The sequence below is a fragment of the Aminobacter sp. AP02 genome, from assembly GCF_003148805.1.
Lineage (GTDB): Bacteria > Pseudomonadota > Alphaproteobacteria > Rhizobiales > Rhizobiaceae > Aminobacter.
The window spans coordinates 77,162-102,635 of record NZ_QGGX01000011.1 but is presented as its reverse complement, the minus strand read 5'-3'; the positions used below and the strand labels follow the sequence as shown (position 1 = coordinate 102,635).

The 25,474-nt window shown below is 62.5% G+C and carries 28 protein-coding genes; 21 read left to right on the top strand and 7 right to left on the bottom strand.

Annotation, left to right across the window (positions count from 1 at the left end):
• Positions 1 to 44 precede the first annotated feature (44 nt).
• Together fabI and C8K44_RS15765 are read left to right on the top strand one after the other, a co-directional pair.
• Positions 45 to 863, top strand: coding sequence for an enoyl-ACP reductase FabI (gene fabI, locus C8K44_RS15770; protein ID WP_109576753.1), 819 nt, complete (start codon positions 45 to 47; stop codon positions 861 to 863).
• Between the two features lie 21 nt (positions 864 to 884).
• Entirely contained in the window at positions 885 to 1,472 is a 588-nt protein-coding gene (locus tag C8K44_RS15765; RefSeq protein ID WP_109576752.1) for a histidine phosphatase family protein, read from the top strand.
• 18 nt (positions 1,473 to 1,490) lie between these two features.
• Here C8K44_RS15765 and C8K44_RS15760 read toward each other — a convergent pair whose 3' ends face one another.
• On the bottom strand, positions 1,491 to 1,739 hold the full coding sequence (locus tag C8K44_RS15760; protein ID WP_109576751.1) for a DUF1344 domain-containing protein: 249 nt from the start codon (positions 1,737 to 1,739) through the stop codon (positions 1,491 to 1,493).
• 286 nt (positions 1,740 to 2,025) lie between these two features.
• Between C8K44_RS15760 and aroC the strand changes: the two genes are divergently transcribed.
• From aroC to C8K44_RS15745, 3 genes are all read left to right on the top strand, one after another.
• Entirely contained in the window at positions 2,026 to 3,126 is a 1,101-nt protein-coding gene (gene aroC, locus C8K44_RS15755) for a chorismate synthase (protein ID WP_109576750.1), read from the top strand.
• A gap of 117 nt (positions 3,127 to 3,243) precedes the next feature.
• A complete protein-coding gene (ribB, locus tag C8K44_RS15750) occupies positions 3,244 to 4,341 on the top strand; it encodes a 3,4-dihydroxy-2-butanone-4-phosphate synthase (protein ID WP_109576749.1) in 1,098 nt (365 codons plus the stop codon).
• An 80-nt stretch (positions 4,342 to 4,421) separates the two neighbouring features.
• Complete coding sequence (locus C8K44_RS15745; RefSeq protein ID WP_109576748.1) at positions 4,422 to 5,405, top strand: hypothetical protein; 984 nt, start codon at positions 4,422 to 4,424, stop codon at positions 5,403 to 5,405.
• A 36-nt stretch (positions 5,406 to 5,441) separates the two neighbouring features.
• Here C8K44_RS15745 and C8K44_RS15740 read toward each other — a convergent pair whose 3' ends face one another.
• Together C8K44_RS15740 and C8K44_RS15735 are read right to left on the bottom strand one after the other, a co-directional pair.
• Positions 5,442 to 6,650 carry an MFS transporter gene (locus tag C8K44_RS15740; RefSeq protein ID WP_109576747.1) on the bottom strand — a complete coding sequence of 403 codons (1,209 nt, stop codon included), beginning with the start codon at positions 6,648 to 6,650 and terminating at the stop codon, positions 5,442 to 5,444.
• Between the two features lie 99 nt (positions 6,651 to 6,749).
• Positions 6,750 to 7,970 carry an MFS transporter gene (locus tag C8K44_RS15735; RefSeq protein WP_109576746.1) on the bottom strand — a complete coding sequence of 407 codons (1,221 nt, stop codon included), beginning with the start codon at positions 7,968 to 7,970 and terminating at the stop codon, positions 6,750 to 6,752.
• 154 nt (positions 7,971 to 8,124) lie between these two features.
• On the opposite strand from C8K44_RS15735, the gene C8K44_RS15730 reads away from it, so the two are divergent.
• From C8K44_RS15730 to C8K44_RS15695, 8 genes are all read left to right on the top strand, one after another.
• A complete protein-coding gene (locus C8K44_RS15730; protein ID WP_245417500.1) occupies positions 8,125 to 8,736 on the top strand; it encodes a TetR/AcrR family transcriptional regulator in 612 nt (203 codons plus the stop codon).
• Positions 8,737 to 8,890: 154 nt separating this feature from the next.
• Positions 8,891 to 9,817: a histone deacetylase family protein gene (locus C8K44_RS15725; RefSeq protein ID WP_109576745.1), complete on the top strand. Its 927-nt coding sequence runs from the start codon at positions 8,891 to 8,893 to the stop codon at positions 9,815 to 9,817.
• 3 nt (positions 9,818 to 9,820) lie between these two features.
• Positions 9,821 to 10,072 carry an exodeoxyribonuclease VII small subunit gene (locus tag C8K44_RS15720; RefSeq protein ID WP_109576744.1) on the top strand — a complete coding sequence of 84 codons (252 nt, stop codon included), beginning with the start codon at positions 9,821 to 9,823 and terminating at the stop codon, positions 10,070 to 10,072.
• 162 nt (positions 10,073 to 10,234) lie between these two features.
• Positions 10,235 to 10,501 (top strand): DUF2277 domain-containing protein, encoded by a 267-nt coding sequence (locus C8K44_RS15715; protein ID WP_109576743.1) that lies wholly within the window; start codon positions 10,235 to 10,237, stop codon positions 10,499 to 10,501.
• 151 nt (positions 10,502 to 10,652) lie between these two features.
• Complete coding sequence (locus C8K44_RS15710) at positions 10,653 to 11,573, top strand: pirin family protein (protein ID WP_109576742.1); 921 nt, start codon at positions 10,653 to 10,655, stop codon at positions 11,571 to 11,573.
• Positions 11,574 to 11,651: 78 nt separating this feature from the next.
• Complete coding sequence (gene dxs, locus C8K44_RS15705; RefSeq protein ID WP_109576741.1) at positions 11,652 to 13,565, top strand: 1-deoxy-D-xylulose-5-phosphate synthase; 1,914 nt, start codon at positions 11,652 to 11,654, stop codon at positions 13,563 to 13,565.
• Between the two features lie 50 nt (positions 13,566 to 13,615).
• On the top strand, positions 13,616 to 14,377 hold the full coding sequence (locus tag C8K44_RS15700) for a TlyA family RNA methyltransferase (protein WP_109576740.1): 762 nt from the start codon (positions 13,616 to 13,618) through the stop codon (positions 14,375 to 14,377).
• Positions 14,377 to 15,618, top strand: a complete 1,242-nt coding sequence (locus C8K44_RS15695; RefSeq protein ID WP_109576739.1) for a class I SAM-dependent RNA methyltransferase — start codon at positions 14,377 to 14,379, stop codon at positions 15,616 to 15,618. The genes C8K44_RS15700 and C8K44_RS15695 overlap by 1 nt, the downstream gene beginning before the upstream one ends.
• A 27-nt stretch (positions 15,619 to 15,645) precedes the next feature.
• Here C8K44_RS15695 and C8K44_RS15690 read toward each other — a convergent pair whose 3' ends face one another.
• From C8K44_RS15690 to C8K44_RS15675, 4 genes are read right to left on the bottom strand one after another with little or no spacing between them, the layout of a single operon-like run.
• Positions 15,646 to 16,353: an NAD-dependent deacylase gene (locus tag C8K44_RS15690; RefSeq protein WP_109576738.1), complete on the bottom strand. Its 708-nt coding sequence runs from the start codon at positions 16,351 to 16,353 to the stop codon at positions 15,646 to 15,648.
• 29 nt (positions 16,354 to 16,382) lie between these two features.
• Complete coding sequence (tldD, locus tag C8K44_RS15685; protein ID WP_109576737.1) at positions 16,383 to 17,795, bottom strand: metalloprotease TldD; 1,413 nt, start codon at positions 17,793 to 17,795, stop codon at positions 16,383 to 16,385.
• 52 nt (positions 17,796 to 17,847) lie between these two features.
• A complete protein-coding gene (locus C8K44_RS15680) occupies positions 17,848 to 18,348 on the bottom strand; it encodes a GNAT family protein (RefSeq protein WP_109576736.1) in 501 nt (166 codons plus the stop codon).
• Positions 18,349 to 18,354: 6 nt separating this feature from the next.
• Positions 18,355 to 18,834, bottom strand: a complete 480-nt coding sequence (locus C8K44_RS15675; protein WP_245417508.1) for an invasion associated locus B family protein — start codon at positions 18,832 to 18,834, stop codon at positions 18,355 to 18,357.
• A gap of 417 nt (positions 18,835 to 19,251) precedes the next feature.
• Here C8K44_RS15675 and coxB point away from each other — a divergent pair, with 417 nt between their 5' ends.
• The 8 genes from coxB to C8K44_RS15640 all read left to right on the top strand — a co-directional run bounded on the left by coxB (position 19,252) and on the right by C8K44_RS15640 (position 25,473).
• Positions 19,252 to 20,118, top strand: coding sequence for a cytochrome c oxidase subunit II (coxB, locus tag C8K44_RS15670; protein ID WP_109576734.1), 867 nt, complete (start codon positions 19,252 to 19,254; stop codon positions 20,116 to 20,118).
• 37 nt (positions 20,119 to 20,155) lie between these two features.
• Positions 20,156 to 21,805 carry a cytochrome c oxidase subunit I gene (gene ctaD / locus C8K44_RS15665; protein ID WP_109576733.1) on the top strand — a complete coding sequence of 550 codons (1,650 nt, stop codon included), beginning with the start codon at positions 20,156 to 20,158 and terminating at the stop codon, positions 21,803 to 21,805.
• A gap of 75 nt (positions 21,806 to 21,880) precedes the next feature.
• Positions 21,881 to 22,822, top strand: coding sequence for a heme o synthase (locus C8K44_RS15660; protein ID WP_109576732.1), 942 nt, complete (start codon positions 21,881 to 21,883; stop codon positions 22,820 to 22,822).
• A gap of 1 nt (position 22,823) precedes the next feature.
• A complete protein-coding gene (locus C8K44_RS27715) occupies positions 22,824 to 22,982 on the top strand; it encodes a hypothetical protein (protein ID WP_199227109.1) in 159 nt (52 codons plus the stop codon).
• Between the two features lie 8 nt (positions 22,983 to 22,990).
• A complete protein-coding gene (locus C8K44_RS15655; RefSeq protein ID WP_245417499.1) occupies positions 22,991 to 23,623 on the top strand; it encodes a cytochrome c oxidase assembly protein in 633 nt (210 codons plus the stop codon).
• A gap of 1 nt (position 23,624) precedes the next feature.
• On the top strand, positions 23,625 to 24,515 hold the full coding sequence (locus C8K44_RS15650) for a cytochrome c oxidase subunit 3 (protein WP_109576730.1): 891 nt from the start codon (positions 23,625 to 23,627) through the stop codon (positions 24,513 to 24,515).
• A gap of 86 nt (positions 24,516 to 24,601) precedes the next feature.
• Entirely contained in the window at positions 24,602 to 25,090 is a 489-nt protein-coding gene (locus tag C8K44_RS15645; RefSeq protein WP_245417507.1) for a L,D-transpeptidase family protein, read from the top strand.
• Positions 25,087 to 25,473: a DUF983 domain-containing protein gene (locus C8K44_RS15640; RefSeq protein ID WP_109576728.1), complete on the top strand. Its 387-nt coding sequence runs from the start codon at positions 25,087 to 25,089 to the stop codon at positions 25,471 to 25,473. Before C8K44_RS15645 ends, C8K44_RS15640 begins: the two co-directional genes overlap by 4 nt.
• Position 25,474: the final 1 nt, after the last annotated feature.

Below are 25,474 nucleotides of genomic sequence, written 5' to 3'. Positions count from 1 at the left end.
GCGATAGGCTCTGCAAAACAAATCATTGATTGGAGTGCGCTCACATGGCGGGTGGACAGGGCCTGATGGCCGGCAAGCGCGGCCTTATTCTCGGCGTCGCCAACAACAGATCGATTGCCTGGGGCATCGCCAAGGCATGCGCCGACCAGGGCGCTGAGCTTGCATTCACCTATCAGGGCGATGCACTGAAGAAGCGCGTCGAGCCGCTGGCAGCCGAAATCGGCGCATTCGTGTGCGGCCATTGCGACGTCACCGACATGGCGACCATCGACGCCTGCTTCGAGGCGCTGGAAAAGAAGTGGGGCAAGCTCGATTTCGTCGTCCACGCCATCGGCTTCTCCGACAAGGATGAGCTGACCGGCCGTTACGTCGACACCAGCCATGCCAACTTCCTGCGCACCATGGATATCTCGGTCTTTTCCTTCACGGCGATCGCCCAGCGTGCCGAGAAGCTGATGACCGATGGCGGCTCGCTTTTGACCATGACCTACTATGGCGCCGAAAAGGTCATGCCGAACTACAACGTCATGGGTGTGGCCAAGGCCGCGCTCGAGGCGAGCGTCAAATATCTCGCCGTCGACCTTGGCCCGAAGAACATCCGCGTCAACGCGATCTCGGCCGGCCCGATCAAGACGCTCGCCGCGTCCGGCATCGACGATTTCCGCTACATCCTGAAGTGGAACGAGTATAACGCGCCGCTGCGCCGTACGGTCTCGATCGAAGAGGTCGGCGACGCCGGGCTCTATTTCCTGTCGCATCTGTCGCGCGGCGTCACCGGCGAAGTGCATCACGTCGATTCCGGCTACCATGTCGTCGGCATGAAGGCCGTCGACGCGCCCGACATCGCCGCCGTGAAGGACTGATCCTTCCCGCGCAGCTTCGCCATGACCCCGCTCATCTATTTCGTGCGCCACGGGCAGACGCCGTGGAACGCCGAGCAGCGCCTGCAGGGGCAGGCCGACATCGACATCGATGCGGTCGGGCGCGAACAGGCCGACCGTAACGGCCGCCGGCTCGCCGAGCTCCTCGCTGAGCCCCAGGCCTTCGATTTCGTGGCAAGCCCGATGCGGCGCACGCGCGAGACCATGGAGCGCGTTCGTGCTGCCATGGGGCTCGATACCTTGGCCTACCGCACCGACGCGCGACTGGTCGAAGTGAATTTCGGCGATTGGCAGGGCTTCACTTTTGCCGAACTCGAGGCTCACGAGCCTGGCGCGAGTGAAACGCGGCAACTGAACAAATGGGATTTTGTGCCGCCGGGCACGGAGGCGGAGAGCTACGAGATGCTCACCCGACGTATCCGGCCATGGCTGATGGGGGTTGCGCGGCCAACGGTCTGCGTGACCCATGGCGGCGTCATGCGCGCGATCTTCAGGCTTGTCGAAGACCTGCCCAAAAACAAAGCCGCGGCCCTGGAGATCCCCCAAGACCGCGTGCTGAAAGTGGAAAACGGCCGCCTCGACTGGCTGTGAAGCCGGCGGCCCGATTTCTTACTGCGGCAGTTCCATGTCGGTGATGAGGTTTTCGCCCTCGACCACGTCATAGGCCAGCAGGATATCCATGCCCGGCTTGATGTTGTCGACATCGAACTCGCCCGGCAGCTTGTAGGTCTTGCCGTTGTCGAGGGTGATGATCGACTTTTCCTTGTCGACCGACTTGACCTGACCTTCGGCTTCGGCGGCCAGTGCTGCACCTGACATCATGAGCACGGCTGCAACGGCGCCAATAAGGGTACGCATTGTCGTCCTCTTTTTCTCTGCGCCCCGCAAAGCGCGAGGCAAACCACAATGGGGCGGTTGGAAGGAAGCAGAAACCAACCGAATGTGTCAAAACTAAATCTGCTCCGATCACAGTTTGACCACCGCTAAAACAGCGAGTTGACCGCTCCGCATCGGTTTGGATCGCACTTGGGATGTTTCGTCGCTGGAACCGCCTAGGTTCCTTTTGCGAAAAGGAATTTTACTTTTCGGGGCCATGCGCTAGAACGCCGCCATACCCCGGCACCTGCCGGAAAGGGCCCATTGCATGTCGCACAACACCTTCGGCCATCTGTTTCGCGTGACCACCTGGGGCGAAAGCCATGGGCCGGCACTTGGCTGTGTTGTCGACGGCTGCCCGCCCGGCATCCGCTTCGCGCTGAAGGATATCCAGGACGAACTCGACAAGCGCAAGCCGGGCCAGTCGCGTTTCGTCACACAGCGCCGCGAGCCCGACGAGGTCAAGGTGCTGTCGGGCGTCATTGTGGACGACGACGGCGAAACGCTCGTGACCACCGGCACGCCGATTTCGATGCTGATCGAAAATGTCGACCAGCGTTCCAAGGACTATGGCGAGATCGCCCGGCAGTATCGCCCGGGTCATGCCGACTACACATACGACGTCAAATACGGCCTGCGCGATCATCGCGGCGGCGGACGTTCGTCGGCGCGCGAGACGGCTGCGCGCGTGGCGGCCGGCGCGATCGCACGCAAGATCGTGCCAGGGCTCGTCGTGCGTGGTGCCCTCGTGTCGATGGGTGTCAAGTCGATCGACCGCGCCAACTGGGACTGGGATTTCATCGGCAGCGCCGAAAACCCCTTCTTCACGCCGGACGCCGGTTCAGTCCAGCTATTCGCCGACTATCTCGACGGCATCCGCAAGTCTGGCTCGTCAGTTGGCGCGGTGATCGAGATCGTCGCTGAGGGCGTGCCTGCGGGGCTCGGAGCTCCGATCTATGGCAAGCTCGACCAGGACATCGCCTCCAACCTGATGTCGATCAACGCCGTCAAGGGCGTCGAGATCGGCAACGGTTTTGAGGCCGCGCGGATCACCGGCGAAGAAAACGCCGACGAGATGCGCATGGGCAATGACGGGGTGCCGCACTTCCTGTCCAATCATGCCGGCGGTATATTGGGCGGCATCTCGACAGGACAGGCTGTGATCGCGCGTTTCGCCGTCAAGCCGACTTCGTCGATCCTGACGCCGCGCAAGTCCATCGACAAGGACGGCAAGGACGTCGATGTGATGACCAAGGGCCGGCATGATCCGTGCGTTGGCATCCGCGCCGTGCCGATCGGCGAGGCAATGGTTGCCTGCGCGATTGCCGACCACTATCTCCGCCATCGCGGACAAACGGGAAGAATCTAAGGAGTAGGGCAGTAAGGGCGTAGGGCAATTTGCCCTACATGCAAAAAAACCTACTGCCTTACTGCCCACATGCCCTAATCTGCTCCAGAACAAACAAACGCACCGAGTGACCCCGCCATGGCCTACGATCAAAAGAAAGTCGTCGAAGCGCTGAGAGCCTTCGAGCGCGGGGAGATCGTGGTCGTGATGGACGACGACGGGCGCGAGAACGAGGGCGACCTGATCGTTGCCGCCGTTCACTGCACGGCCGAGAAGATGGCTTTCATCGTGCGGCACACCTCCGGCATCGTCTGCACGCCGATGCTGAAGGAGGACGCAAGGCGTCTGAACCTTGCGCCGATGGTCGCCGACAATGATTCAGCGCATACGACGGCGTTCACCGTCTCTGTCGACTTCAAGCATGGCACCACGACCGGCATCTCGGCCGAGGACCGTACGCTGACCGTGCGCAATCTCGCCAATGGCAATGTCGGCGGCTCGGACTTCGTCCGCCCCGGCCACATCTTCCCGCTGATCGCGCGCGAGGGTGGCGTCCTGATGCGTTCGGGGCATACCGAAGCCGCCGTCGACCTGTGCAAGCTCGCTGGCCTGCCGCCGGTCGGCGTCATCTCGGAACTGGTGAACGACGACGGCACGGTGATGCGCGGCCCGCAGGTTGCCGCCTTTGCGGAGAAGAACGGCCTCAAGCAGGTGTCGGTCGCCGATCTCATCGCCTACCGCCAGCGCCAGGAAACGCTGATCGAACGCGTCAGCGCCTTCGACATCGAAACCCCGGCAGGCAAGGCGAAGGCCATCACCTACACGCTGCCCTGGGATGTGATGCACCATCTCGCCATCGTCTTCGGCGACATCCGCGACGGCGAGGAAGTGCCGGTGCGCCTGCACACCGAGGACGTGGTGACTGACGTGTTCGGCACCAGCAATCGCCTTGGCGATATCATGAAGGGCTTTGGCGAATGCAACCGTGGCGTCATCGTCTACCTGCGTGAAGGTTCGGTCGGCGTTTCCAATCTCGGCCGCAACCGCCCGGCAGCGGAGCGTGAGGACCATGAAGAAGCGCGCCACCGCGAGGACGAATGGCGGCAGATCGGCCTGGGCGCCCAGATCCTCAAGGATCTCGGCATCTCCTCGATCAACCTGATTGCTTCGCGCGAGCGCCATTATGTCGGCCTCGAGGGCTTCGGCATCCGCATTGCCAAGACCGAAATCCGCTGATCTCCATTGGCTCGGCGGGGGGTGATTGACTTCCGCGAGCCGCAGCGCATTCTCATGGCCGCTCTTGGGGGAGAGTCGGGATGTGGGATTTCAGCATAGGCCAAAGCCTGGCGATCATGGCGCGCACCTGGCCGTTCATCGTGCTGCGCATGGCCGTCTATTTCGGCATCACGCTCGCCTATATCGTGGCGACGGGGGCAGGCGCCGGCTTCGGCTATGGGTTAGGACATGCCGCAGCAGATCCTGAAAGCGCGATGTCGTTTGCGCTATGGGGCGGCATCGCCGGCTTCGGCGTGGTTTCGATCGCGGTCTTCTGCATCCGCGAATACATTCTCTACATCGTCAAGGCCGGCCATATCGCCGTCATGGTCCATCTGATCGACGGGCGCGATGTCCCCGACGGTCAGGATCAACTCTCTTATGCCCGCGATGTCGTCACGGCGCGCTTCAGTGAGGCCAGCGTCCTGTTCGTGCTTGATCAACTGGTGAAGGGAGTGATCCGCACCATCACCACACTGGTCGGTGGCATTGCCGCTTTCCTGCCAATCCCGGGCCTCGGCGGGCTGGTCCGGTTCATCAACACCGTGATCCGCATGTCGCTGACCTATGTCGACGAGATCGTCCTGGGCTACAATATCCGCATCGGCAGCACCTCGCCCTGGCAGAGCGCGCGACAGGGCATCGTGCTTTACGCCCAGAACGGCAAGACCATGATCCGGAATGCGATGTGGCTGTCGCTGGTCGCCTGGGGCGTGACCTTGGCGGTCTTCCTGTTCATGCTCGCACCCGCCGGAGCCATCCTGTACTTCATGCCCGGCGAACTTGGCGGCTGGGGCTTTGTGCTCGCGGTCGTCTTTGCCTGGGCGTTCAAATCGGCGCTGATCGAACCCTTTGCGGTCGCTTCGCTGATGCAGGTCTATTTCAAGGTCATCGACGGCCAGGTGCCCAATCCCGAATGGGACCGCACGCTGGAGGAGGCGTCGTCCAAATTCAGCGAGCTGAAGGAAAAGGCGTTCGGCTCGGGCGAGGCTTCACGCTGGGACGGTGCGCCCAAGAATGCGTGAAGAGCGCGGCCCGCCGTAGCGAGCCGCGCTGTTTTGTCATTCGGCGGGGACCGCAGCCAAGCCGCGTGCCGACCGCAGAAGATTGCCCTGGCCCAGCAGAGTGGTGAGCAAGGCCATCAGACCGGCAAGCATCGAAATGAAAAAGCCGCTGGTGGCGCCGAACTCGTCGATGACCCACCCCGACGCCGACGATCCCAGCGCCATGCCGATGCCGATGCCGGTGATCGCCCAGGTCATGCCTTCGGTGAGCTTTGACGAAGGAACCAACTGCTCCACCAATGCCATCGAGATGATGATGGTCGGCGAGACGGCGACGCCGGCAACGAACAGGACCACGGCGAGCGTCGGGATGTTTGCGACCATCAGCAAGGGCAAGGTGGTGAGTGCGGCGAGCGTGATAGCCAGCAGCAGTTGCCTCGGCAGCGGAATCTTCAGTTTGAGCGCACCGAAGGCAAGCCCGGCGATGAGCGAGCCTGCGGCGTAGGCCGACAGCGCAAAGCCCGCGGCAGCCTTGTCGCCCTGGGCTTCGGCGAAGGCAACGGCCGTCACTTCGGCGGTACCGAAGATCGCACCGATGGCAACCAGCGTCAGTACCAGGATCTGCATCGAGCCGAGACGAATCACAGAACTTCCGCCGCTGATGTCCTGGGCGTGAATGGGAGGCTCCGTCGAGCGTTGTGCTGCAAACAGCAAGTTGCCGAAGGCGAGCAGCATGGTGGCGACAAGTGGTCCTGCTTCAGGGAAAACGCCGACGCTGAGGCCAATGGCGACGATCGGGCCTGTCATGAAGATGACTTCGTCGACGACCGATTCGAATGCGAAGGCGGTGTGCAGCTTCGAGGAGCCGCGATAAATCTCGGTCCAGCGCGCACGAACGAATGCGCTCATGCTGGGCATGGTGCCGGCCAGCACGGCAAACACGAACAGCGTCCAGTTGGGTGCCGAGTAGTGCGTGGCTAGCATCAGCCCGCTCAAGGCGGAGACGGCGACAATGGTGCCGGGGATGAGAATGCGGCGCTGCCCGTAGCGGTCGACGAGCCGCGATACCTGGGGTGCAATGAGCGCGTTGGCAAAAGCGAAGGTCGCCGCAACCGCGCCGGCGAGCCAGTACTCTCCATGCGTCTCCGACAGCATCGTGACGATGCCGAGCGTGATCATGGCCAGCGGCAGGCGCGCTATGAAGCCGGCAGACGAAAAGGCCTTGGCGCCTGGCGCGGTGAAGATTTCGATGTATGGATTACGCATTGATGTCACCGGGGACAGAAGTAACTGAGATTTCGAAGGCAGTCGAGCCGCCTGAAGCGGCGGCTCGCAGCGGGAGCGCTTGCTGTAATCTTGCGGGTGTCATTCCGCTGCTTGCGGAGTAGCTTGCAGTAATTCGCTTTCCTGCTCGCCGGCAAGCGCCTTCTGACCCAGCAGGACGATAACGAAGGAGATCGTGCCTGCGGCCACGGACACCCAGAAGCCGTTTTGTGCGCCAAAATTGTCAACGACCCAACCAGCCACGAATGCGCCCAGTGCCATGCCGATGCCGATGCCGGCCATCACCCAGGTGATGCCCTCGGTCAGCATGGCTTCGGGCACGCGTCGCTCGATGAGGCCGAAGGCCATGATGAAGGTGGGCGAGATCGCCACCCCGCTGAAGAAGATGGCGAGCGCGAGCAAGGGCACAGTGTTGGCGACCAGCAACGGCAGTGTGGTCAGTGCCGCTATGGCGATCGCGATGGCGAGCAGGCGTTGCTTCGGTGCTCGCAGGTTCAATGCACCCACAATCAGGCCGACGACGAGGGAACCGGCGGCGTAGACGCCAATGACGAGACTGGCGGCGGTCGGCTGGCCGAGTTCCTTGGTGATCGCTACGGCGCCCACCTCTGCTGTGGCGAAGATGAAGCCCACGAAGACGAGGGCCAGCGTTATGATCTGGACAGGCCGCAACATGATCGCCGAGCCGGCGCCTGCAAGGCCCGGCGTCCTGACCTTGGGTTCGCTCGACCGTTGCAGGATGAAAGCTGCCATGCCCAGCGCCAGGAATAGCGTGCTCGCCAGCATTCCGGCTTCCGGGAAGAACGCGACGCTCAGGCCGACCGAAAGCGAGGCACCGGCAATGTAGACCATTTCGTCGGCGACCGATTCAAAGGCGAAGGCGGTATTGAGTTCCGGACGGTCGCGGAAGATTTCGGTCCAGCGCGCCCGCACCATTGCGGGGATGCTTGGCATGGCCGCCGCCAGGAAAGCCGAGACGAACAGCGTCCAGCTGGGCCAGGCATAGCGGGTCGCAATGAGCAACATGGCGAAGGCGATGACGGAGATGACCGTGGTGGGCACTGCCACGGCAGTCTGGCCGTGTCGGTCGATCCAGCGCGAGATCTGAGGGGCGGCAAAGGCATTGGTCAGGGCGAAGGTGGCCGCGACCGCGCCGGCGAGCCAGTATTGGCCGTGCGTCTGCGACAGCATGGCGACGATGCCGATGGGAGCCATGGCGATCGGCAAGCGCGCGACGAAGGCCGCCGCTGCGAAGCCTTTGGTCCCGGGAACTCTGAATATGTCACCATAAGGATTGTGCATTGGAGCACTCCTGGAAACTTGAGGGTGCGCCACTTACATACGTGGCGTATGCGAAGTAAATAATTGCATACGCTACGTATGTCAATTACCATACGTGTCGTATGTAAAAAAAGATACGTGTCGTATGTGAGGACGGCGCGGTAGGGAATGAACGATGAAGACCGCGCACAAAACCCGTAGCGAGATGATTGCCGAAACGCGTGCCAAGCTGATTGCGGCCGGTCGCAAGGCATTCGCGACGGTGGGCTATACCAACGCCTCGATGGACGATTTCACTGCCGAGGCAGGGCTCACGCGCGGTGCGCTGTACCATCACTTTGGTGACAAGAAGGGACTGTTCGAGTCGGTACTCGCCCAGATCGACCAAGAGATGTCGTCGCGCCTCGACGCGATCTCGGCCAAGGCCAAGACTCGCTGGCAGGGCTTCCTAGACGAAAACATCGGCTACGTTGAAATGGCGCTGGAGCCGGAGATCCAACGCATCGTCCTCCGCGACGGACCGGCGGTCCTCGGCGATCCGGCGCAATGGCCTAACGCCAACGCCTGTATTTCGGCCATAACGAGGAACCTTGCCGCGCTGAAGGAGGAGGGCGTCATACGCGACATCGACCCTGAGGCCATGGCGCGGCTGATCAGCGGCGCCTCGCTTTATGCCGCCCAGTGGATCGCCAATTCCGATGACCCCGGCGCCACGTCGAAGAAGGCAGTGAAGGCTTTCCGCGGGCTCATGGAAGGGCTACTTGTGGACGGCAAGCGCGCCAGTTGATCTTTTCCGCCTGCGGCAAACATGTCGAGTGCTGCGGCCTTCAAAGCGTCCCTGTCGAAGCGGACTTACGCCTCGGTAGTGACGCGGCTGCCGTTTTCCCCAGGGTTTGGCAGGTACTGCGTGGTCTGGTTCGCCATTGCTGATAAGGTGGGTGATGACCACGCGGCTCTATTCCCATCCCATCTATCTGGAGCATCTGACGACGCCCGGGCATCCCGAGCGGCCCGACAGGCTGCGCGCCATCGAGCGCGCGCTCAACGACGAGCCTTTCGAAATGCTCGATCGCGCCGAAGCGCCAGAAGGCGACGAGCAGACGATTCTCTACGTTCACCCCGAAAAATTTGTCGAAAATGTTCGCCGGCAAGTGCCCAGGGAGGGTTTGGCCACCATCGACGGCGACACGATGCTGAGCCCGAAAAGCTGGCAGGCGGCGGTCACCGCGATCGGCGCTGCCAACGCCGCCGTCGACGATGTCTTCTCAGGCAAGATCAGCAATGTCTTCGTTGCCTCGCGTCCACCGGGCCATCATGCCGAAAAGACCGCGGCGATGGGCTTTTGCCTGTTCAACAATGCAGCGATCGCCGCGCGCTATGCCCAGCGCAAGCACGGCGCCGAACGGGTGGCGATCGTCGATTGGGACGTGCATCACGGCAACGGCACCCAGGACATTTTCTGGGACGATAAGTCGGTGCTCTATTGCTCCACCCACCAGATGCCGCTGTTTCCCGGTACCGGCGCCAAAAGCGAGACCGGCGCGGGCAATATCGTCAACGCCCCGCTCGCCCCCAATACCGGCAGCGAGCATTTCCGCGAGGCGATGCGCTCGCGCGTTTTGCCGGCACTCGACCGATTTGCGCCCGACCTCATCATCATTTCGGCCGGCTTCGACGCGCATCATCGCGACCCGCTCGCCGAGATCAATCTGACGGAAGACGATTTCGACTGGGCGACGGGTCAATTGATGGATAGTGCTGCACACCATTGTGGCAATCGCCTTATCAGCCTGCTGGAAGGCGGCTACGATCTTCACGGGTTGGCCTTTTCGGTCGCCGCCCACGTCACACGCCTGATGAAAGGATGAACCATGGCCGCTGAGCCCAATGACGAAATCAAGGCGATGAGCTTCGAGCAGGCGCTGGCCGCACTGGAGAAGATCGTCGACGATCTCGAGCGCGGTGACGTGCCGCTCGACCAGTCGATCAAGATCTATGAGCGCGGCGAGGCACTTAAGGCCCATTGCGACCGCCTGTTGAAGGCAGCTGAAGACAAGGTCGAAAAGATCCGCCTGACCCGTGACGGCAATCCGGTTGGCACCGAACCACTCGACGCCGAGTGAGTTGTGCTTTCCGGCTGCTCCCCAGCAGTCGGGTACGCGCATCTCACCGAGCGGGCAAGCTCCCGCAAAGCTGGAATGAGCACTGTGCCTTCCAGCTTGACCTTGCGGCACATTGCGCCCAGTTAACAGGTGCCCAAATGGTGGAAAGCCCGGGAGCAGGCGATGTGCCGTAACATCAAGACCTTGTTCAATTTCGAGCCGCCGGCAACGCATGACGAGATTCGTGACGCCGCGCTTCAGTTTGTCCGCAAGCTGAGCGGTTCGACAAAACCCTCGAAGAAAAACGAAGACGCGTTCAATCGCGCGGTCGACAGGATCGCCGAAGCAGCGCACGACCTGCTGCATTCGATGGAAACGCACCAACATCCGCGCAATCGCGAGGAAGAAGCCGCCAAGGCGAAGGCACGTTCGGCGCTGAGATTTGCCTGAGTGTTGTGCTAACTTGGGTGACAGCAACGTTCCCCTCGCACCGCGCCGCGCGTCCCAGGACGCGCAACGGACGCTGTAGCACTTTAAACCTGTGCGTGATCCTTTCCGAAAATCGATTCCGATTTTCGGGGTCATGAACTAGGATGTGGCCATGAGCTTCTTTCCCGCACCCGACCCGAGCCCCGGCGACGCTTTTTCCTGCGACGCCCTGGAACTGATGGTCATCCCCAACGCCAAGGACATCGACGGCTTCGAAGTACGTCGCGCCTTGCCGACGGCCAAGCGCCGGCTGGTCGGGCCGTTCATCTTCTTCGACCGCATGGGGCCCGCGATCCTGCGCGCCGGCCATGCGCTCGACGTGCGTCCGCACCCGCATATCGGGCTTGCCACCGTCACCTACCTGTTCGACGGCAAGATCAGGCACCGCGATTCGCTCGGCACCGAAATGGTCATCGCACCGGGCGACGTGAACCTGATGACGGCCGGCAGGGGCATCGTGCATTCCGAGCGCACGCCCGAGGAACTGCGCGGCGCGCCGATGTCGGTATCCGGCCTTCAGACATGGCTGGCGCTGCCCGACGGCAAGGAGGAAGTGGCGCCGTTGTTTGAAAACACCGGCTATGCCGACTTGCCGACATTCGCCGCCGACGGCGCCACCGGGCGCCTCATCATCGGCGACTTCAAGGGCCTGCGTTCGCCGGTGCGTGCGGCGTCCGACACGCTCTATGCTGATATTTCGCTCGCGCCCGGCGCAAGGATAAAAATCCCCGCCGATGCCGAGGAACGCGCCATCTACACGTTGAACGGCGACCTCGACATTTTGGGCGACCGTTTTCCCCCCGAACGGCTTTTGGTGTTCCGGCCCGGCGACGAGATCGTGGTGGGTTCTGAAACCGGCGCGCATTTCATGCTGTTCGGCGGCGCGTCTTTGGGTTCCAAGCGCTACATCTGGTGGAATTTCGTCTCATCGTCGAAAGAACGCATCGAGCAGGCCAAGAACGAATGGAAGACCGGGCGCTTCGATATCGTTCCTGGCGACGAGGAAGAATTCATTCCGCTGCCCGAAAGCTGAGGCGCGTCACCTCCACGCATTTACTTTCACAGCCTGTGGACGTATCTGCCAAAGGTTAACCGATGTTAGTGCTGAGTGATGAACGCAAAACCTGAAACGCCCCTTCTGGACAAGGTCCGCCTGCCGTCCGACCTGCGCGCGCTCGACGAGGGCCAGCTTCCGCAGCTGGCCGCCGAGTTGCGGGCCGAGCTGATCGACGTGGTGTCGCAGACGGGCGGGCATCTGGGCGCCGGTCTCGGCGTGGTCGAGCTGACGGTGGCGTTGCACTATGTCTTCGATACGCCCGATGACCGCATCATCTGGGACGTTGGCCATCAGGCCTATCCGCACAAGATCCTGACCGGCCGGCGCGACCGCATCCGTACGCTGCGCCAGGAGCACGGTCTCTCCGGTTTCACCAAGCGTTCCGAAAGCGAGTACGATCCTTTTGGCGCGGCGCACTCGTCGACTTCGATTTCCGCCGGTCTTGGCATGGCCGTGGCGCGCGACCTCTCCGGTGGCCGCAACAACGTCATTTCCATCATCGGCGACGGCGCGATGTCGGCCGGCATGGCCTATGAGGCGATGAACAATGCCGGTGCGCTCGATGCGCGCCTGATCGTCATCCTCAACGACAACGACATGTCGATCGCACCGCCGGCAGGCGCGATGAGCGCGTATCTGGCGCGTCTCGCTTCGGGCCGCACCTATGCGGGCGTGCGCGAACTCGGCAAGAAGCTGACGTCGTATCTCGGCCGCCGCGTTGACCGTGCGATTACCCGTGCGGTCGAGCATGCGCGCGGCTTCGTCACTGGCGGCACGCTGTTCGAGGAGATGGGCTTCTTCCACATCGGCCCGATCGACGGCCACAATCTCGAGCATCTGGTTCCGGTGCTGAAGAACGTCCGCGACAACGGCACCGGTCCCGTGCTGATCCATGTCGTGACCCAGAAGGGCAAGGGCTACGCGCCTGCCGAAGCCGCCTCCGACAAGTACCATGGCGTCAACAAGTTCGACGTCATCACCGGTGCCCAGGCCAAGGCGCCTGCCAATGCACCTGCTTACACCAAGGTGTTCGCCGAAAGCCTGCTCCAGGAAGCGCGCGCCGACGACAAGATCGTCGCCGTTACCGCAGCCATGCCCTCGGGCACCGGTCTTGATCTGTTTGGCGAGGCGTTTCCGTCGCGTACCTTCGATGTCGGCATCGCCGAACAGCATGCGGTGACCTTCGCCGCCGGGCTTGCCACGGAAGGCTACAAGCCCTTCGTTGCGATCTATTCGACCTTCCTGCAGCGCGCCTACGACCAGGTCGTGCACGATGTCGCCATCCAGAAGCTGCCGGTTCGTTTCCCGATCGATCGCGCAGGCTTTGTCGGCGCGGACGGTCCCACCCATTGCGGCGCCTTCGATACGACCTACCTCGCCTCGCTGCCGGACTTCGTCGTCATGGCTGCAGCCGATGAGGCTGAACTGCGTCACATGGTGCGCACGGCCGCCGAGTATGACGAAGGTCCGATATCGTTCCGCTATCCCAGGGGCAACGGCGTCGGTGTCGACATGCCGGAGCGCGGCTCGGTGCTGGAGATCGGCAAGGGCAGGGTGGTCAAGGAAGGCACCAAGGTCGCGCTGCTGTCATTTGGCACACGGCTCAAGGATTGCCTCCTCGCTGCCGAGGAACTCGGTGCTGCCGGCCTGTCGACGACTGTCACCGATGCGCGCTTTGCCAAGCCGCTGGACGAGGATCTGATCCGTCGCCTGGCGCGTTCGCACGAGGTACTGGTCACCGTCGAAGAGGGCTCGGTCGGAGGTTTCTCCAGCCAGGTGCTCGATTTCCTTGCCCGCAACGGCCTGCTCGACAATGGCCTGAAGGTGCGTCCGCTGACGTTGCCCGACAGCTTCGTCGACCACGCCAATCCAGACAAGATGTATGTCGACGCCGGCCTCGATGCGGGCGGCATCGTGCGCGCCGTCTTCGCCGCGCTCGGCAAGTCGGCCCAGGCCGTCCGCGCCTGAGCTTTCGAGTGAGCGCTTGCCTTGCAGGCGCGCATTCGCCATTGAAAGCCATGGAAATCTCAAGGCCAGCCACCGCCAGCCTGCGGCTCGACGAATTGCTCGTCAGCCGCGGTTTCTTTGCGAGCCGCTCGCGCGCTCGCGACGCGGTGGCGCGCGGTGCGGTGAGCGTCGACGGCCAGCCCGCAAAGAAGCCCGGGCAAACCGTTGCGGCTGACGTTGCCATTGAGGTCGACGACCCGGCGCAAGCCTATGTCTCGCGCGCGGCGCTCAAGCTGATCGCCGGCCTCGATCATTTCGGTTTCGATCCTGTTGGCAGGCAAGCGCTGGACATTGGCGCGTCGACCGGCGGCTTCACCCAGGTGCTGCTGGAACGCGGCGCCGCCCATGTGGTGGCAATCGACGTTGGCCACGGCCAGATGGACGACAAGCTCAGAGCCGATCCGCGCGTCACGTGCCTGGAGGGACTGAACGCCCGCAACCTGACGTCAGATGATCTTGGCGGCCGCACGCCCGATTTCCTGGTGTCGGACGTCAGTTTCATCTCGCTACGCCTGGCCTTGCCCAATGCGCTCGATCTGGCCGCTCCAGGCGCCAGGGGTCTATTCCTGGTCAAGCCGCAGTTCGAAGCCGGACGCGAGGCGATCGGCAAGGGCGGCCTGCTCAAGAATGCTGAAGACGGTCCGCGCGTGGCTGAAGAATTGCGCCTTTGGCTCGCTGCCGTTCCGGGCTGGCGTGCGCTCGGCATTTGTCCATCGCCGCTCGATGGTGGCGACGGCAACCGCGAATATCTGCTCGGTGGAGTGAAAATGTGATGACGGTGCGTTTCGAGATTGCGCGGCTGGGCGCGCATGGCGACGGCGTCGTCGATGCCAATGGCGGGCATGTCTTCATCCCCTTCGCGCTGCCCGGCGAGACGGTAACCGCCGCGCGCGAGAAGGACCGCGCCCAACTGGTCGCGGTGATCGAGCCATCGCCGCAGCGTATCGAGCCAGCCTGCCGCCACTTCACCGAATGCGGCGGTTGCGCGATCCAGCATCTGGAGGACAGTGCGTATCGCGACTGGAAGCGCGGCCTGGTGGCCCACGCACTGACGGCGAGGGGCATCGAAACGCCGGTCGAAGATCTCGTCTTCTGCCCGCCGCACAGTCGCCGCCGCGCAGCCTTCACCGCGCGCAATACCGAAACCGGACTGCATCTCGGCTATAACAAGGCGTTCTCGCACACTCTCGTCGACATCGAGGAATGCCCGGTGCTCTTGCCTGCGATCGTCGAGGCGAGCGCGACCCTCAGGCACCTTGCCGGCATCATCGCCAACACATCCAAGCCTTTCAGGTTCCTGGTCACGGCCACCGAGTCCGGTTTCGACGTGGCGGCGGCCGATTGCGGCAAGCCGACCGAAGCGATCCGCCGCGCGGCGACCGACTTCGTCATCAAGTCCAAGATTGCCAGGCTTTCCATCGACGGTGAGATCATCGTCGAGCCGGTCAAGCCGATGCTGACCTTCGGCTCAGCGACAGTCACGCCGCCACCAGGCGCGTTCGTCCAGGCTGTAGCCGAGGCGGAAAACACCATGGCGTCGCTCGTGACCGGTCACATGCGCAAGGCCAAGAAGGTCGCCGATCTTTTCTCGGGTTGCGGCACCTTCGCGCTCAGGCTCGCGGCCAATTCCGAGGTTCACGCGGTAGAGGGCGACGCGCCGGCACTGGCAGCACTTGATCGCGGCTTCCGCTTCGCCAGCGGCTTGAAGCGCGTCACCGTCGAGCGCCGTGACCTAGACCGGCGCCCGCTGACGTTCAAGGAACTGAACGTCTTCGACGGCATCGTCTTCGACCCGCCGCGCGCGGGTGCCGAGGACCAGTGCAAGCAGATCGCCCGCTCGGACGTGCCGATGGTGGCGGCTGTGTCGTGCAATCCGGCGACGCTTGCGCGTGACCTGCGCATCCTCATTGACGGCGGCTACAAGCTGAAGAGCGTAACCCCGATCGACCAGTTCCTCTGGTCGCACCATGTCGAGGCGGTCGCGCTGTTGGAGAAGCCAAAGAAGCGGCGATGAAGGGGCACCCAGACCGGAGGTCGGCCTCTAGCGTCCAGCCAATATGTGCTCGACGAATTCGGGGACGATTTCCGTGGCGCGGCCGTGGATGGCCTGCTCGAAGAGAACGTGGCCTTCCGACGGTTCAAGATTGAGCTCGATCGTGTGGGCGCCGGCATAGCGCGCCTGCTCGACGAAGCCCGCAGCGGGATAGACGTTGCCGCTGGTGCCGATGGAGACGAAGAGGTCGCAATTCGCCAGCGCCTCGTCGATTTCATCCATCAGGTAGGGCATTTCGCCGAACCAGACGACATCCGGCCGCAACTGGCCGATTTCATTGCATGACGGGCAGCGCGAGGCGCGCGACATCGCGCCGTGCCACGGATGCCTGGAGCCGCAACTGGCGCACAGGGCCTTGGTCAGTTCGCCATGCATATGGACGGGTTGCTGCGACCCCGCCCGCTCGTGCAAGTCGTCGATATTCTGGGTGACGAGCAGGAACTTGCCACGGAACGTGCGTTCGAGCCTCGCCAGTGCCAGATGCGCGGCATTCGGCATGACCGAGGCAAGGCCGCTCCGACGCTGGTTGTAGAATTCGTGAACCCGTTCGGGGTTGCGGGCAAAGCCCTCCGGCGTCGCCACGTCCCGATAGTCGACCTTCGACCAGATGCCGTCCTTGTCGCGAAAGGTGTCGACGCCCGATTCGGCCGAGATGCCTGCGCCGGTAAGCACGACGATCGAAGTTGGGCGGTGCATGAGCTTAAATTCTGCAACTGCGTCCGGGGCTAGACCCTGGTGCCACCGACAGTCATCTGGTTCATGCGCAGATGCGGCTGGCCGACGCCGACGGGCACGCCCTGGCCGGCCTTGCCGCACATGCCAATGCCGGTGTCGAGCTTCATGTCGTTGCCGACCATGGTCACGCGATGCATGGCGTCGGGGCCGTTGCCGATCAGCATCGCGCCCTTGATCGGCTGGGTCACCTTGCCGTCCTCGATCATGTAGGCCTCGGTGCAGCCGAACACGAACTTGCCCGAGGTGATGTCGACCTGGCCGCCACCGAAGGACACCGCATAGATGCCGTTCTTGACCGAGGCGATGATCTCTTCGGGCGTCATGTCGCCCGAGGTCATGTAGGTGTTGGTCATGCGCGGCATCGGCTGATGCGCGTAGGATTCGCGACGGCCGTTTCCGGTGGCCTTCATGCCCATCAGGCGCGCGTTCTGGCGGTCCTGCATGTAGCCGACAAGCTTGCCGTCCTCGATCAGAACGTTGCGGCCGCTCGGCGTGCCTTCATCATCGACGGTGATCGAGCCGCGGCGTTCGGCGATGGTGCCGTCGTCAACGACTGTGACACCCTTGGCCGCGACCTGCTGGCCCATCAGGCCGGCAAAGGCCGAGGTCTTCTTGCGGTTGAAGTCGCCTTCGAGGCCGTGACCGACGGCCTCATGCAGCATCACACCCGGCCAGCCGCTCGACAGCACGATGTCGAAGGTGCCTGCAGGGGCGGGAATTGCCTCCAGATTGACCAGGGCCTGGCGAAGCGCTTCGCCAGCAGCATCCTTCCAGTTTTCCTCGGTCAGGAATTCGTCGAAACCCTTGCGCCCACCCGCACCGTACGAACCGCTTTCCTGGCGGTCGCCGTCGCCGACGACCACCGCAATGCTCATGCGCACCAATGGGCGGATGTCGCGCACGACCTGGCCGTCGCCGCGCAGGATCTCGACATGCTGCCACGACGAGGCAAGCGATGCCGTGACCTGGCGGACACGCGGGTCCTTGTCGCGAAGCCAGGCGTCGATTTCCTGCAAAAGCTTGGCCTTGGCTTCGAACGAAGGCGAGGGAATGGGGTTTTCCTCACCATAAAGGTGGCGGTTGGTACGCGCAGGAGCGGCGGCGAGCGTGCCGGAATAACCGCCCTTGACGGCGGAGACCGCATCGGATGCGCGCAGCAATGCGGCCTCGGACAAGTCGCTGGAATGCGCATAGCCGGTCGCCTCGCCGGCAACCGAGCGAAGGCCAAAACCCTGGTCGGTATTGAAACTGGCCGTCTTCAGCCGGCCATTGTCGAACATCAGCGCCTCGCCCTCGCGATATTCGAGGAAGAGCTCACCGTCGTCGGCGCCTTCGATCGTCTCGGCAACGATCTTGCGCACGCGCTCTTCTGATATGTCGAACTGGCTGAGAAGGCTGGTCATGGCGCTTGCCCTTCGAAAAACGATTTTACCGGATGTAGGCGCGCGGGCACCGTTAGGCAACCAAGCGGCGCGCCATCATGATCTCGTCGATTTCTCGACCTTCGTGAATCAAGCCGCCAGGTATGCGGCCGATCTCTTGAAAACCTTCGCGAAGGTAAAATCGTTTGGCTGCCGGATTTTCGGCGCTCACCGCTAGCTCGACCTGTCGTACACCTAGTGTGCGGGCATGTTCGAGCAACAGGTCAAGCATGGCGACGGCACGCCCGCCGCCCCGTTCATTTGCGCGCAGATACACCATGACGATGGTGGCGCGATGCGCCATCTTGGCGGCCTGCTGCGGCATGAGCCCCATGATGCCGACAGGCTCTTCTCCCCGAAAAGAGACGACGACCGCATTGTTGGTGAGGCGTCGCCGCCATTCCTCGTCAGGGAGTGCCGCCCAATCCTTTTCGCTGCTGGGAAAGGCTTCGGGCGTCATACGCAAGGCTTCCAGGCGAATGCGCTTGAAAGCCTCGTAATCTTCAGGGGCGAGTAGCTTCAACGTCAAAGGCAGGTGGCCTCAGGGCAGGGCGGCGAAACCTTCGCCAAATCCGTTGAGGTCGACCGGAATGCCGATGCCTTCCTCAGGCGTCTGGAACACGATGAAGGTAGCCGACTTGCCGGTCTTGAACGTGTCGAGCAGCGTCTTGTCGAGGATCACCTCGGCATAGCAGCCGTCCTGGAAGCAGCGCACGAAGTAAGCACGGCCGATGTCCTTCTGGTCGACATTGAGCCCAAGCCCGTTTGGCAAGAGCACACCCAGGGGGGCGAGCACACGCAGGATCTCGGCCTTGTTGTCGGCGGTGCGCAGGATGACCACCGACAGGCCCATCTCCGGGCGGTCTTCGGCGATGACATTCTGCATCATCACGCACTGTTCGTTGGTCGCGCCTGCTGGCGTGTCGCAGATGATGGACCATGCGCCATGGGTGGACTTGACCGTGCCGCTCTGCTGAGCGCCGGCTTGCATGGGAACCACGCAGGCCGCGGCAACCAACATTTTAGCCACGGTTTTCAAAAGCCCAGACTTCATGACGGCTCCATTGCGAATCACGGCCAGTTAGGCCGTGCAGGCAGCAAGTAAATAACAAGACAGCGTCTTCGCCATCCCGCAATCCCAGGTTTTCCAGACATTCGAGACCAATTTGGCCCGAATTGCGACGCCTTTCCAGACCATGACAGCACAAAGCCGGCGAATGCCTGGTTCCGCCCGCGCGCTCTTCAACTAACCCCAAACGCGCCTCAGCGCCAGCCCATGGGCCTGCGCGCAAAAATGCCGCATGAGTTACGCCTCTGCTTCCTTGCGGTTGGAAAGAGAGTATGGTTTGAACCTCCGAACGTCTCTGGGATTCCCGTCCCGGAGCGGCAGGATGTCCTTGCGGCTACGCCCGCACGGAAATGGGAGATACAGAGGGCGATGAGAAAGATCTTTGCTAGCGCCGTCGCGGCGACTGCTTCCCTTGCCAGCGTCGCGGCCTATGCGGCACAGCCGACGCCTTGGCAAACCACTTTCCAGCCGGCCGCGACCGGTATCATGGAACAGATCACCTGGTTCGAGCGCTACACGCTGTGGTTCATCGTCCCGATCACGCTTTTCGTGCTTGTGCTGCTGGCATATTGCATCTGGCGGTTCCGGGCGAGCGCCAACCCGGTGCCTTCGCGCACCAGCCACAACACGCTGATCGAGGTCATCTGGACCGTCGGCCCGGTTGTGATTCTGCTGTTCTTGGCGATCCCGTCCTTCCAGCTCCTGACGGCGCAGTACTCGCCGCCGGAAGAGGCCAAGCTGACGATCAAGGCGACCGCCAACCAGTGGAACTGGGACTATGAGTACCAGAACGCCGAGCCGCTCTCCTTCAACTCGTCGATGCTCGCCGAGGCCGATCGCACCGCGGCAGGCAAGGAAGACAAGGCGGCATATCCGCGCCTTCTTGCCGTGGACAACGAGGTCGTCGTTCCCGTCAGCACAATGGTTCGCGTCCTGGTCACCGCCAGCGATGTCATCCACGCCTTCGCCATGCCGGCTTTCGGCGTGAAGACGGATGCGGTGCCGGGCCGTATCAACGAGATCTGGTTCAAGGCTGACAAGGAAGGCCTCTACTACGGCCAGTGCTCCGAGCTTTGCGGCAAGGATCACGCCTACATGCCGATCGCAATTCGCGTCGTCTCCGACGCGCAGTACAACACGTGGCTTGCCGCCGCGAAGTCCGACCTGCCAGGTGCCAACAAGGCGCTGATGGCCGAGACGGATGGTGCGGCCAAGGTTGCGGCCGCCGGCAACTGAGCCGCGGTAGAATAGGGATCAGGGAACGGAGCGGAACATGGCAGGCGCTGCAGCTCACGACCATCACGACCATACGCCGAAGGGCTGGGTTCGGTGGGTGTACTCGACCAACCACAAAGATATCGGAACGCTCTACCTGATCTTCGCGATCATGGCAGGCTGCGTCGGCGGCTTCTTGTCCGTCATGATGCGCTGGGAACTGGCTGAGCCAGGTATCCAGATTTTCCACGGCCTGGCCTCGATGGTCTACGGCGTTGAAGGCGATGCCGCGATCGACGCCGGCAAGAGCATGTTCAACGCGTTCACCACGGCGCACGGCCTGGTCATGATCTTCTTCATGGTCATGCCTGCGCTGATCGGCGGTTTCGCCAACTGGATGGTTCCGATCATGATCGGCGCGCCTGACATGGCGTTCCCGCGCATGAACAACATCTCGTTCTGGCTGCTTCCGCCGGCTTTCATCCTGCTCGTCATCTCGGCATTCATGCCGAGCGCGCCCGGTGCGCATGGCGTGGGTGGCGGCTGGACGATCTACCCGCCGCTGTCGACTTCGGGCCAGCCCGGACCGGCGATGGATCTCGCGATCCTGTCGCTGCACATCGCGGGCGCCTCTTCGATCCTCGGTGCGATCAACTTCATCACCACCATCTTCAACATGCGCGCTCCGGGCATGACGCTGCACAAGATGCCGCTGTTTGCCTGGTCGGTGCTGATCACCGCCTTCCTGCTGCTGCTTTCGCTGCCGGTTCTGGCAGGTGGCATCACCATGCTTCTGACCGACCGCAACTTCGGCACGACGTTCTTCGCTCCTGAGGGCGGCGGCGACCCGATCCTGTTCCAGCACCTGTTCTGGTTCTTCGGTCACCCGGAAGTGTACATCCTGATCCTGCCGGGCTTCGGCATCGTCAGCCACATCGTGTCGACCTTCTCGCGCAAGCCGATCTTCGGTTACCTCGGCATGGCCTACGCCATGGTCGCAATCGGTGCCGTCGGCTTCGTCGTGTGGGCTCACCACATGTACACCACCGGCCTGTCGCTCGACACGCAGCGCTACTTCGTCTTCGCCACGATGGTCATCGCGGTGCCGACCGGCGTGAAGATCTTCTCGTGGATCGCCACGATGTGGGGCGGCTCGATCACCATGAAGACGCCGATGCTTTGGGCGATCGGCTTCATCTTCCTGTTCACCGTCGGTGGCGTCACCGGCGTGCAGCTGGCCAATGCCGGTCTCGACCGTTCGCTCCACGACACCTACTATGTCGTGGCGCACTTCCACTACGTGCTGTCGCTCGGTGCCGTGTTCGCGATCTTCGCGGCCTGGTACTACTGGTTCCCGAAGATGACAGGCTACATGTACTCGGCGGCGATCGCCAACACCCACTTCTGGGTGACGTTCGTCGGCGTGAACCTGATCTTCTTCCCGCAGCACTTCCTCGGCCTCGCCGGCATGCCGCGCCGCTACATCGACTATCCCGATGCATTCGCCGGCTGGAACATGGTGTCGTCCTACGGCTCTTACATCTCCGCCGTCGGCGTGCTGATCTTCCTGTTCGGCGTCTTCGAAGCCTTCTCCAAGAAGCGCGTCGCTGGTGCCAGCCCCTGGGGCGAGGGTGCGACCACTCTCGAATGGCAGCTGCCTTCGCCGCCGCCTTTCCACCAGTGGGAACAGCTGCCGAAGATCAAGTAAAGCACTGACTGAACTACGAAGCCGCCGGCATGACCGGCGGTTTCGGCCAAACGGAACGACTGGACGTAAGTACGCATGGCCCTTGTCCACAACCGGTTTGAAGACCAGAGCATCCGCATGTCGGAAGCTACGGCGGGCGACTTTTTCGCCCTGCTGAAGCCGCGTGTCATGTCGCTGGTCGTCTTCACGGCCTTTGTCGGCATGGTTGCCGCGCCCGAGACCATCAACCCGTTCCTCGCCGTCGTCGCGATCCTTGCGATCGCGATCGGAGCAGGCGCCTCGGGCGCCCTCAACATGTGGTACGACGCCGATATCGACGCCGTCATGGCGCGCACGGTCAACCGGCCGGTGCCGTCCGGCCGCGTTCGTCCCGGTGAAGCGCTGACCTTCGGCCTGGTGCTGTCGGTGCTTTCGGTGATGACGCTGGGCGTCCTCATCAACTGGCTGTCGGCGGCACTGCTCGCCTTCACGATTTTCTTTTACGCCGTTGTCTACACGATGTGGCTCAAGCGCTGGACGCCGCAGAACATCGTCATCGGTGGCGCGGCCGGTGCGCTGCCGCCGATGATCGGCTGGGCTGCCGTGAGCGGCTCCGTCAGCTTCGAGAGCTTCGTACTCTTCCTCATCACATTCCTGTGGACGCCGCCGCATTTCTGGGCGCTCGCGCTGTTCAAGTCTCAGGACTATGAGCGCGCCGGCATCCCGATGATGCCGAACGTCGCTGGCGAGGCGTCGACGCGCCGCCAGATCTTCGCCTACTCGCTGTTGCTGGCACCCGTTGGCGTCGCGCCTTGGCTGCTTGGCTACACCACCATCGGCTACGGCGTGGTTTCGCTGGCACTCGGCGCGGGCTTTGTCTGGTACGCCTGGAAGGTGCTTCGCATGCCCGATAGCGACCGCGTGATGAAACCCGCCAAGGCGCTGTTTGGTTATTCGCTGCTTTACCTGTTCGTGATCTTCGCCGCATATCTGGCGGACAGTGTCATCGAGCGTGTCTTTGCGCTTGGAGGTGCATGATATGTCGGACAACGGTCTCGTTACGCTCACTGACAAGCAGAAGAAGGCGCGCCGCAGCCGCAACATCGCCATCGGCCTGGCGCTGGCCGCGCTCGTCATCATCTTCTACCTCGCCACGATTGCGAAATTCGGTCCGGCTATCCTGGATCGGTCGCTATGAGCAATGGCATGACGAACGAGACGCAAGCCATCGACGCCAAGAAGCAGAACTCCAACCGCAAGGTTGCGGGCATGTGCATCGCATTCGTCGGCGGTATGGTTGGCATGGCCTATGCGGCGGTTCCGCTCTACGCCATGTTCTGCCAGGTTACGGGCTATGGCGGCACGACGCAGCGCGTCGAGCAGTATTCGGACAAGATCCTCGACCGCACGATCACCGTGCGTTTCGACGCTAATACGTCTGGTGGCTTGCCCTGGGACTTCCAGCCAGTGGCACGTGACATCCAGATCAAGATCGGTGAAACGACCCAGGCGCACTACACCGCCAAGAACGTCTTTGACGCGCCGACCCAGGGCCGCGCGACGTTCAACGTCACGCCAGAGATGGCGGGGGCCTACTTCAACAAGGTCGAGTGCTTCTGCTTCACCGACACGACGCTGAAGCCAGGCGAAACGCTCGACATGCCGGTGGTCTTCTATGTCGATCCGGAAATCGTCAACGTGCCCGAACTCAAGGACATCAAGACGATTACATTGTCTTATACTTTTTTCCCGATAGAGGGGGAAAAGCCCGTTGCAGCCGCGCCAAAGGTTGACGGCGAAACGAAAAATGTTAATTCCGACGGAAAAGCCGGGGGCTGATATGGCAGACGCGCACGCGAAACCACAACACGACTATCACATCATCGATCCTAGCCCATGGCCGTTCCTCGGCTCGGTGGGCGCGCTCGTCATGGCGTTCGGCGCCGTCGCCTGGATGCAGCACCTGAAGGGCAGCGTCTTCCCGATCTTCGGCTACAACGTTGCCAACGCCAACTACTGGATCTTCCTGATCGGCACGTTGATCGTGCTCTACACCATGTTCGGCTGGTGGTCGGACACGATCAAGGAAGGCAACGAGGGGCATCACACGCGTGTCGTGTCGCTGCACCTGCGCTATGGCATGATCATGTTCATCGCCTCCGAGGTGATGTTCTTTGTTGCCTGGTTCTGGGCGTTCTTCGACGCGGCACTGTTCCCCGGCGAGGTTCACCAGGTCACGCGCGCCGAGTTCACAGGCGGCGTCTGGCCTCCGAAGGGCATCGAGGTTCTCGATCCTTTCCACCTTCCGCTCTACAACACCATCATCCTGCTGCTCTCGGGCACGGCGGTGACCTGGGCGCACCACGCGCTGCTGCACAATGACCGCAAGGGTCTGGTCAATGGTCTCGCGCTGACGGTCGGCCTCGGTATCCTGTTCTCCTTCGTTCAGGCCTACGAGTACATCCACGCTCCGTTTGCTTTCCGCGACTCGATCTACGGCGCGACCTTCTTCATGTCGACCGGCTTCCATGGCTTCCACGTCATCGTCGGCACGATCTTCCTGCTGGTTTGCCTGTTCCGCGCCATGGGCGGTGGCTTCACGCCGAAGCAGCATTTCGGCTTCGAGGCGGCTGCCTGGTACTGGCACTTCGTCGACGTCGTCTGGCTGTTCCTGTTCACCGCGATCTACGTCTGGGGTTCGGCAGGCGGCACCATCGCTGCCGGCCACTGACAGGTCCGGATTTTGATGCAAGGCGGTCGCGGCAACGCGGCCGCCTTCTCTTTTTGGACGTTTTCTTGCGGCAACCACATCCCATGATGGCCAGCCGCTTCGCCTTGGCTTTGATTGCTCTCGTCGCCACAACCTTGTCTGCGCGTGCCGACGTTGTCGACCTCGTGCGTGTGGCCAAGGCCGAGCGTCGGCTGGAATTGGTGTCGGGCGACAGGGTGGTTCGCAGCTATGCTGTCGCACTCGGGGCCAACCCGATCGGTCACAAGCGTCAGCAGGGCGATGAGCGCACGCCGGAAGGTCGCTACGTTCTCGACTGGCGTAATCCCGGCAGCGCGTTCAGCAAGTCGATCCACATCTCCTACCCCAATGCCGATGACCAGGCTGCGGCAAAGAGAGCAGGTGTCGATCCCGGTGGAATGATTATGATCCACGGCCAGCCCAATGGATATGGATGGTGGTCCTGGCTGGTGCAGATGTTCGACTGGACGAATGGCTGTATCGCCGTTACCGACGAGGAAATGGCGGAAATCTGGCACATGGTCGAAGACGGCACTCCCATTGAGATAAATCCATGAGCGAAGATCAGGCTATCTGGCCTCCCGTCGAACCGATCTCGGCCGGGCTCAAGGGGCGCTGCCCGCGCTGCGGCGAGGGCAAGCTGTTCTCGAGTTTTCTGACGGTCGGCAAGGAATGCGGTGTTTGCCGGCTCGACTATTCCTTCGCCGACGCTGGCGATGGGCCGGCCGTGTTCGTCATCCTGATCATCGGCTTCGTCGTCGTCGGTCTGGCATTGTGGATGGAAGTGACGCTGGCGCCGCCGCTGTGGTTGCACCTGCTGTTATGGATACCACTGACCTTGGTGCTTGGCCTTGGATCGCTTCGTCTGATCAAGGGCGTGCTGATCACGCTGCAGTACCGCAACAAGGCTGCCGAAGGGCGTTTGGACAAGGGCGAATGAG

What these genes read in the sequence shown, in the direction of transcription:
- C8K44_RS15660 (WP_109576732.1), top strand. Translation starts at nt 21,881, where the DNA reads ATGGCCCTTGTCCACAACCGGTTTGAAGACCAGAGCATCCGCATGTCG.
- C8K44_RS15655 (WP_245417499.1), top strand. Translation starts at nt 22,991, where the DNA reads ATGACGAACGAGACGCAAGCCATCGACGCCAAGAAGCAGAACTCCAAC.
- C8K44_RS15725 (WP_109576745.1), top strand. Translation starts at nt 8,891, where the DNA reads ATGACCACGCGGCTCTATTCCCATCCCATCTATCTGGAGCATCTGACG.
- tldD (WP_109576737.1), bottom strand. Translation starts at nt 17,795, where the DNA reads ATGACCAGCCTTCTCAGCCAGTTCGACATATCAGAAGAGCGCGTGCGC.
- C8K44_RS15690 (WP_109576738.1), bottom strand. Translation starts at nt 16,353, where the DNA reads ATGCACCGCCCAACTTCGATCGTCGTGCTTACCGGCGCAGGCATCTCG.
- aroC (WP_109576750.1), top strand. Translation starts at nt 2,026, where the DNA reads ATGTCGCACAACACCTTCGGCCATCTGTTTCGCGTGACCACCTGGGGC.
- dxs (WP_109576741.1), top strand. Translation starts at nt 11,652, where the DNA reads ATGAACGCAAAACCTGAAACGCCCCTTCTGGACAAGGTCCGCCTGCCG.
- C8K44_RS15715 (WP_109576743.1), top strand. Translation starts at nt 10,235, where the DNA reads ATGTGCCGTAACATCAAGACCTTGTTCAATTTCGAGCCGCCGGCAACG.
- C8K44_RS15650 (WP_109576730.1), top strand. Translation starts at nt 23,625, where the DNA reads ATGGCAGACGCGCACGCGAAACCACAACACGACTATCACATCATCGAT.
- C8K44_RS15760 (WP_109576751.1), bottom strand. Translation starts at nt 1,739, where the DNA reads ATGCGTACCCTTATTGGCGCCGTTGCAGCCGTGCTCATGATGTCAGGT.
- fabI (WP_109576753.1), top strand. Translation starts at nt 45, where the DNA reads ATGGCGGGTGGACAGGGCCTGATGGCCGGCAAGCGCGGCCTTATTCTC.
- C8K44_RS15695 (WP_109576739.1), top strand. Translation starts at nt 14,377, where the DNA reads ATGACGGTGCGTTTCGAGATTGCGCGGCTGGGCGCGCATGGCGACGGC.
- ctaD (WP_109576733.1), top strand. Translation starts at nt 20,156, where the DNA reads ATGGCAGGCGCTGCAGCTCACGACCATCACGACCATACGCCGAAGGGC.
- C8K44_RS15745 (WP_109576748.1), top strand. Translation starts at nt 4,422, where the DNA reads ATGTGGGATTTCAGCATAGGCCAAAGCCTGGCGATCATGGCGCGCACC.
- C8K44_RS15645 (WP_245417507.1), top strand. Translation starts at nt 24,602, where the DNA reads ATGGCCAGCCGCTTCGCCTTGGCTTTGATTGCTCTCGTCGCCACAACC.
- C8K44_RS15710 (WP_109576742.1), top strand. Translation starts at nt 10,653, where the DNA reads ATGAGCTTCTTTCCCGCACCCGACCCGAGCCCCGGCGACGCTTTTTCC.
- coxB (WP_109576734.1), top strand. Translation starts at nt 19,252, where the DNA reads ATGAGAAAGATCTTTGCTAGCGCCGTCGCGGCGACTGCTTCCCTTGCC.
- C8K44_RS15765 (WP_109576752.1), top strand. Translation starts at nt 885, where the DNA reads ATGACCCCGCTCATCTATTTCGTGCGCCACGGGCAGACGCCGTGGAAC.
- C8K44_RS27715 (WP_199227109.1), top strand. Translation starts at nt 22,824, where the DNA reads ATGTCGGACAACGGTCTCGTTACGCTCACTGACAAGCAGAAGAAGGCG.
- C8K44_RS15720 (WP_109576744.1), top strand. Translation starts at nt 9,821, where the DNA reads ATGGCCGCTGAGCCCAATGACGAAATCAAGGCGATGAGCTTCGAGCAG.
- C8K44_RS15675 (WP_245417508.1), bottom strand. Translation starts at nt 18,834, where the DNA reads ATGTTGGTTGCCGCGGCCTGCGTGGTTCCCATGCAAGCCGGCGCTCAG.
- C8K44_RS15700 (WP_109576740.1), top strand. Translation starts at nt 13,616, where the DNA reads ATGGAAATCTCAAGGCCAGCCACCGCCAGCCTGCGGCTCGACGAATTG.
- C8K44_RS15640 (WP_109576728.1), top strand. Translation starts at nt 25,087, where the DNA reads ATGAGCGAAGATCAGGCTATCTGGCCTCCCGTCGAACCGATCTCGGCC.
- C8K44_RS15740 (WP_109576747.1), bottom strand. Translation starts at nt 6,650, where the DNA reads ATGCGTAATCCATACATCGAAATCTTCACCGCGCCAGGCGCCAAGGCC.
- C8K44_RS15735 (WP_109576746.1), bottom strand. Translation starts at nt 7,970, where the DNA reads ATGCACAATCCTTATGGTGACATATTCAGAGTTCCCGGGACCAAAGGC.
- C8K44_RS15730 (WP_245417500.1), top strand. Translation starts at nt 8,125, where the DNA reads ATGAAGACCGCGCACAAAACCCGTAGCGAGATGATTGCCGAAACGCGT.
- ribB (WP_109576749.1), top strand. Translation starts at nt 3,244, where the DNA reads ATGGCCTACGATCAAAAGAAAGTCGTCGAAGCGCTGAGAGCCTTCGAG.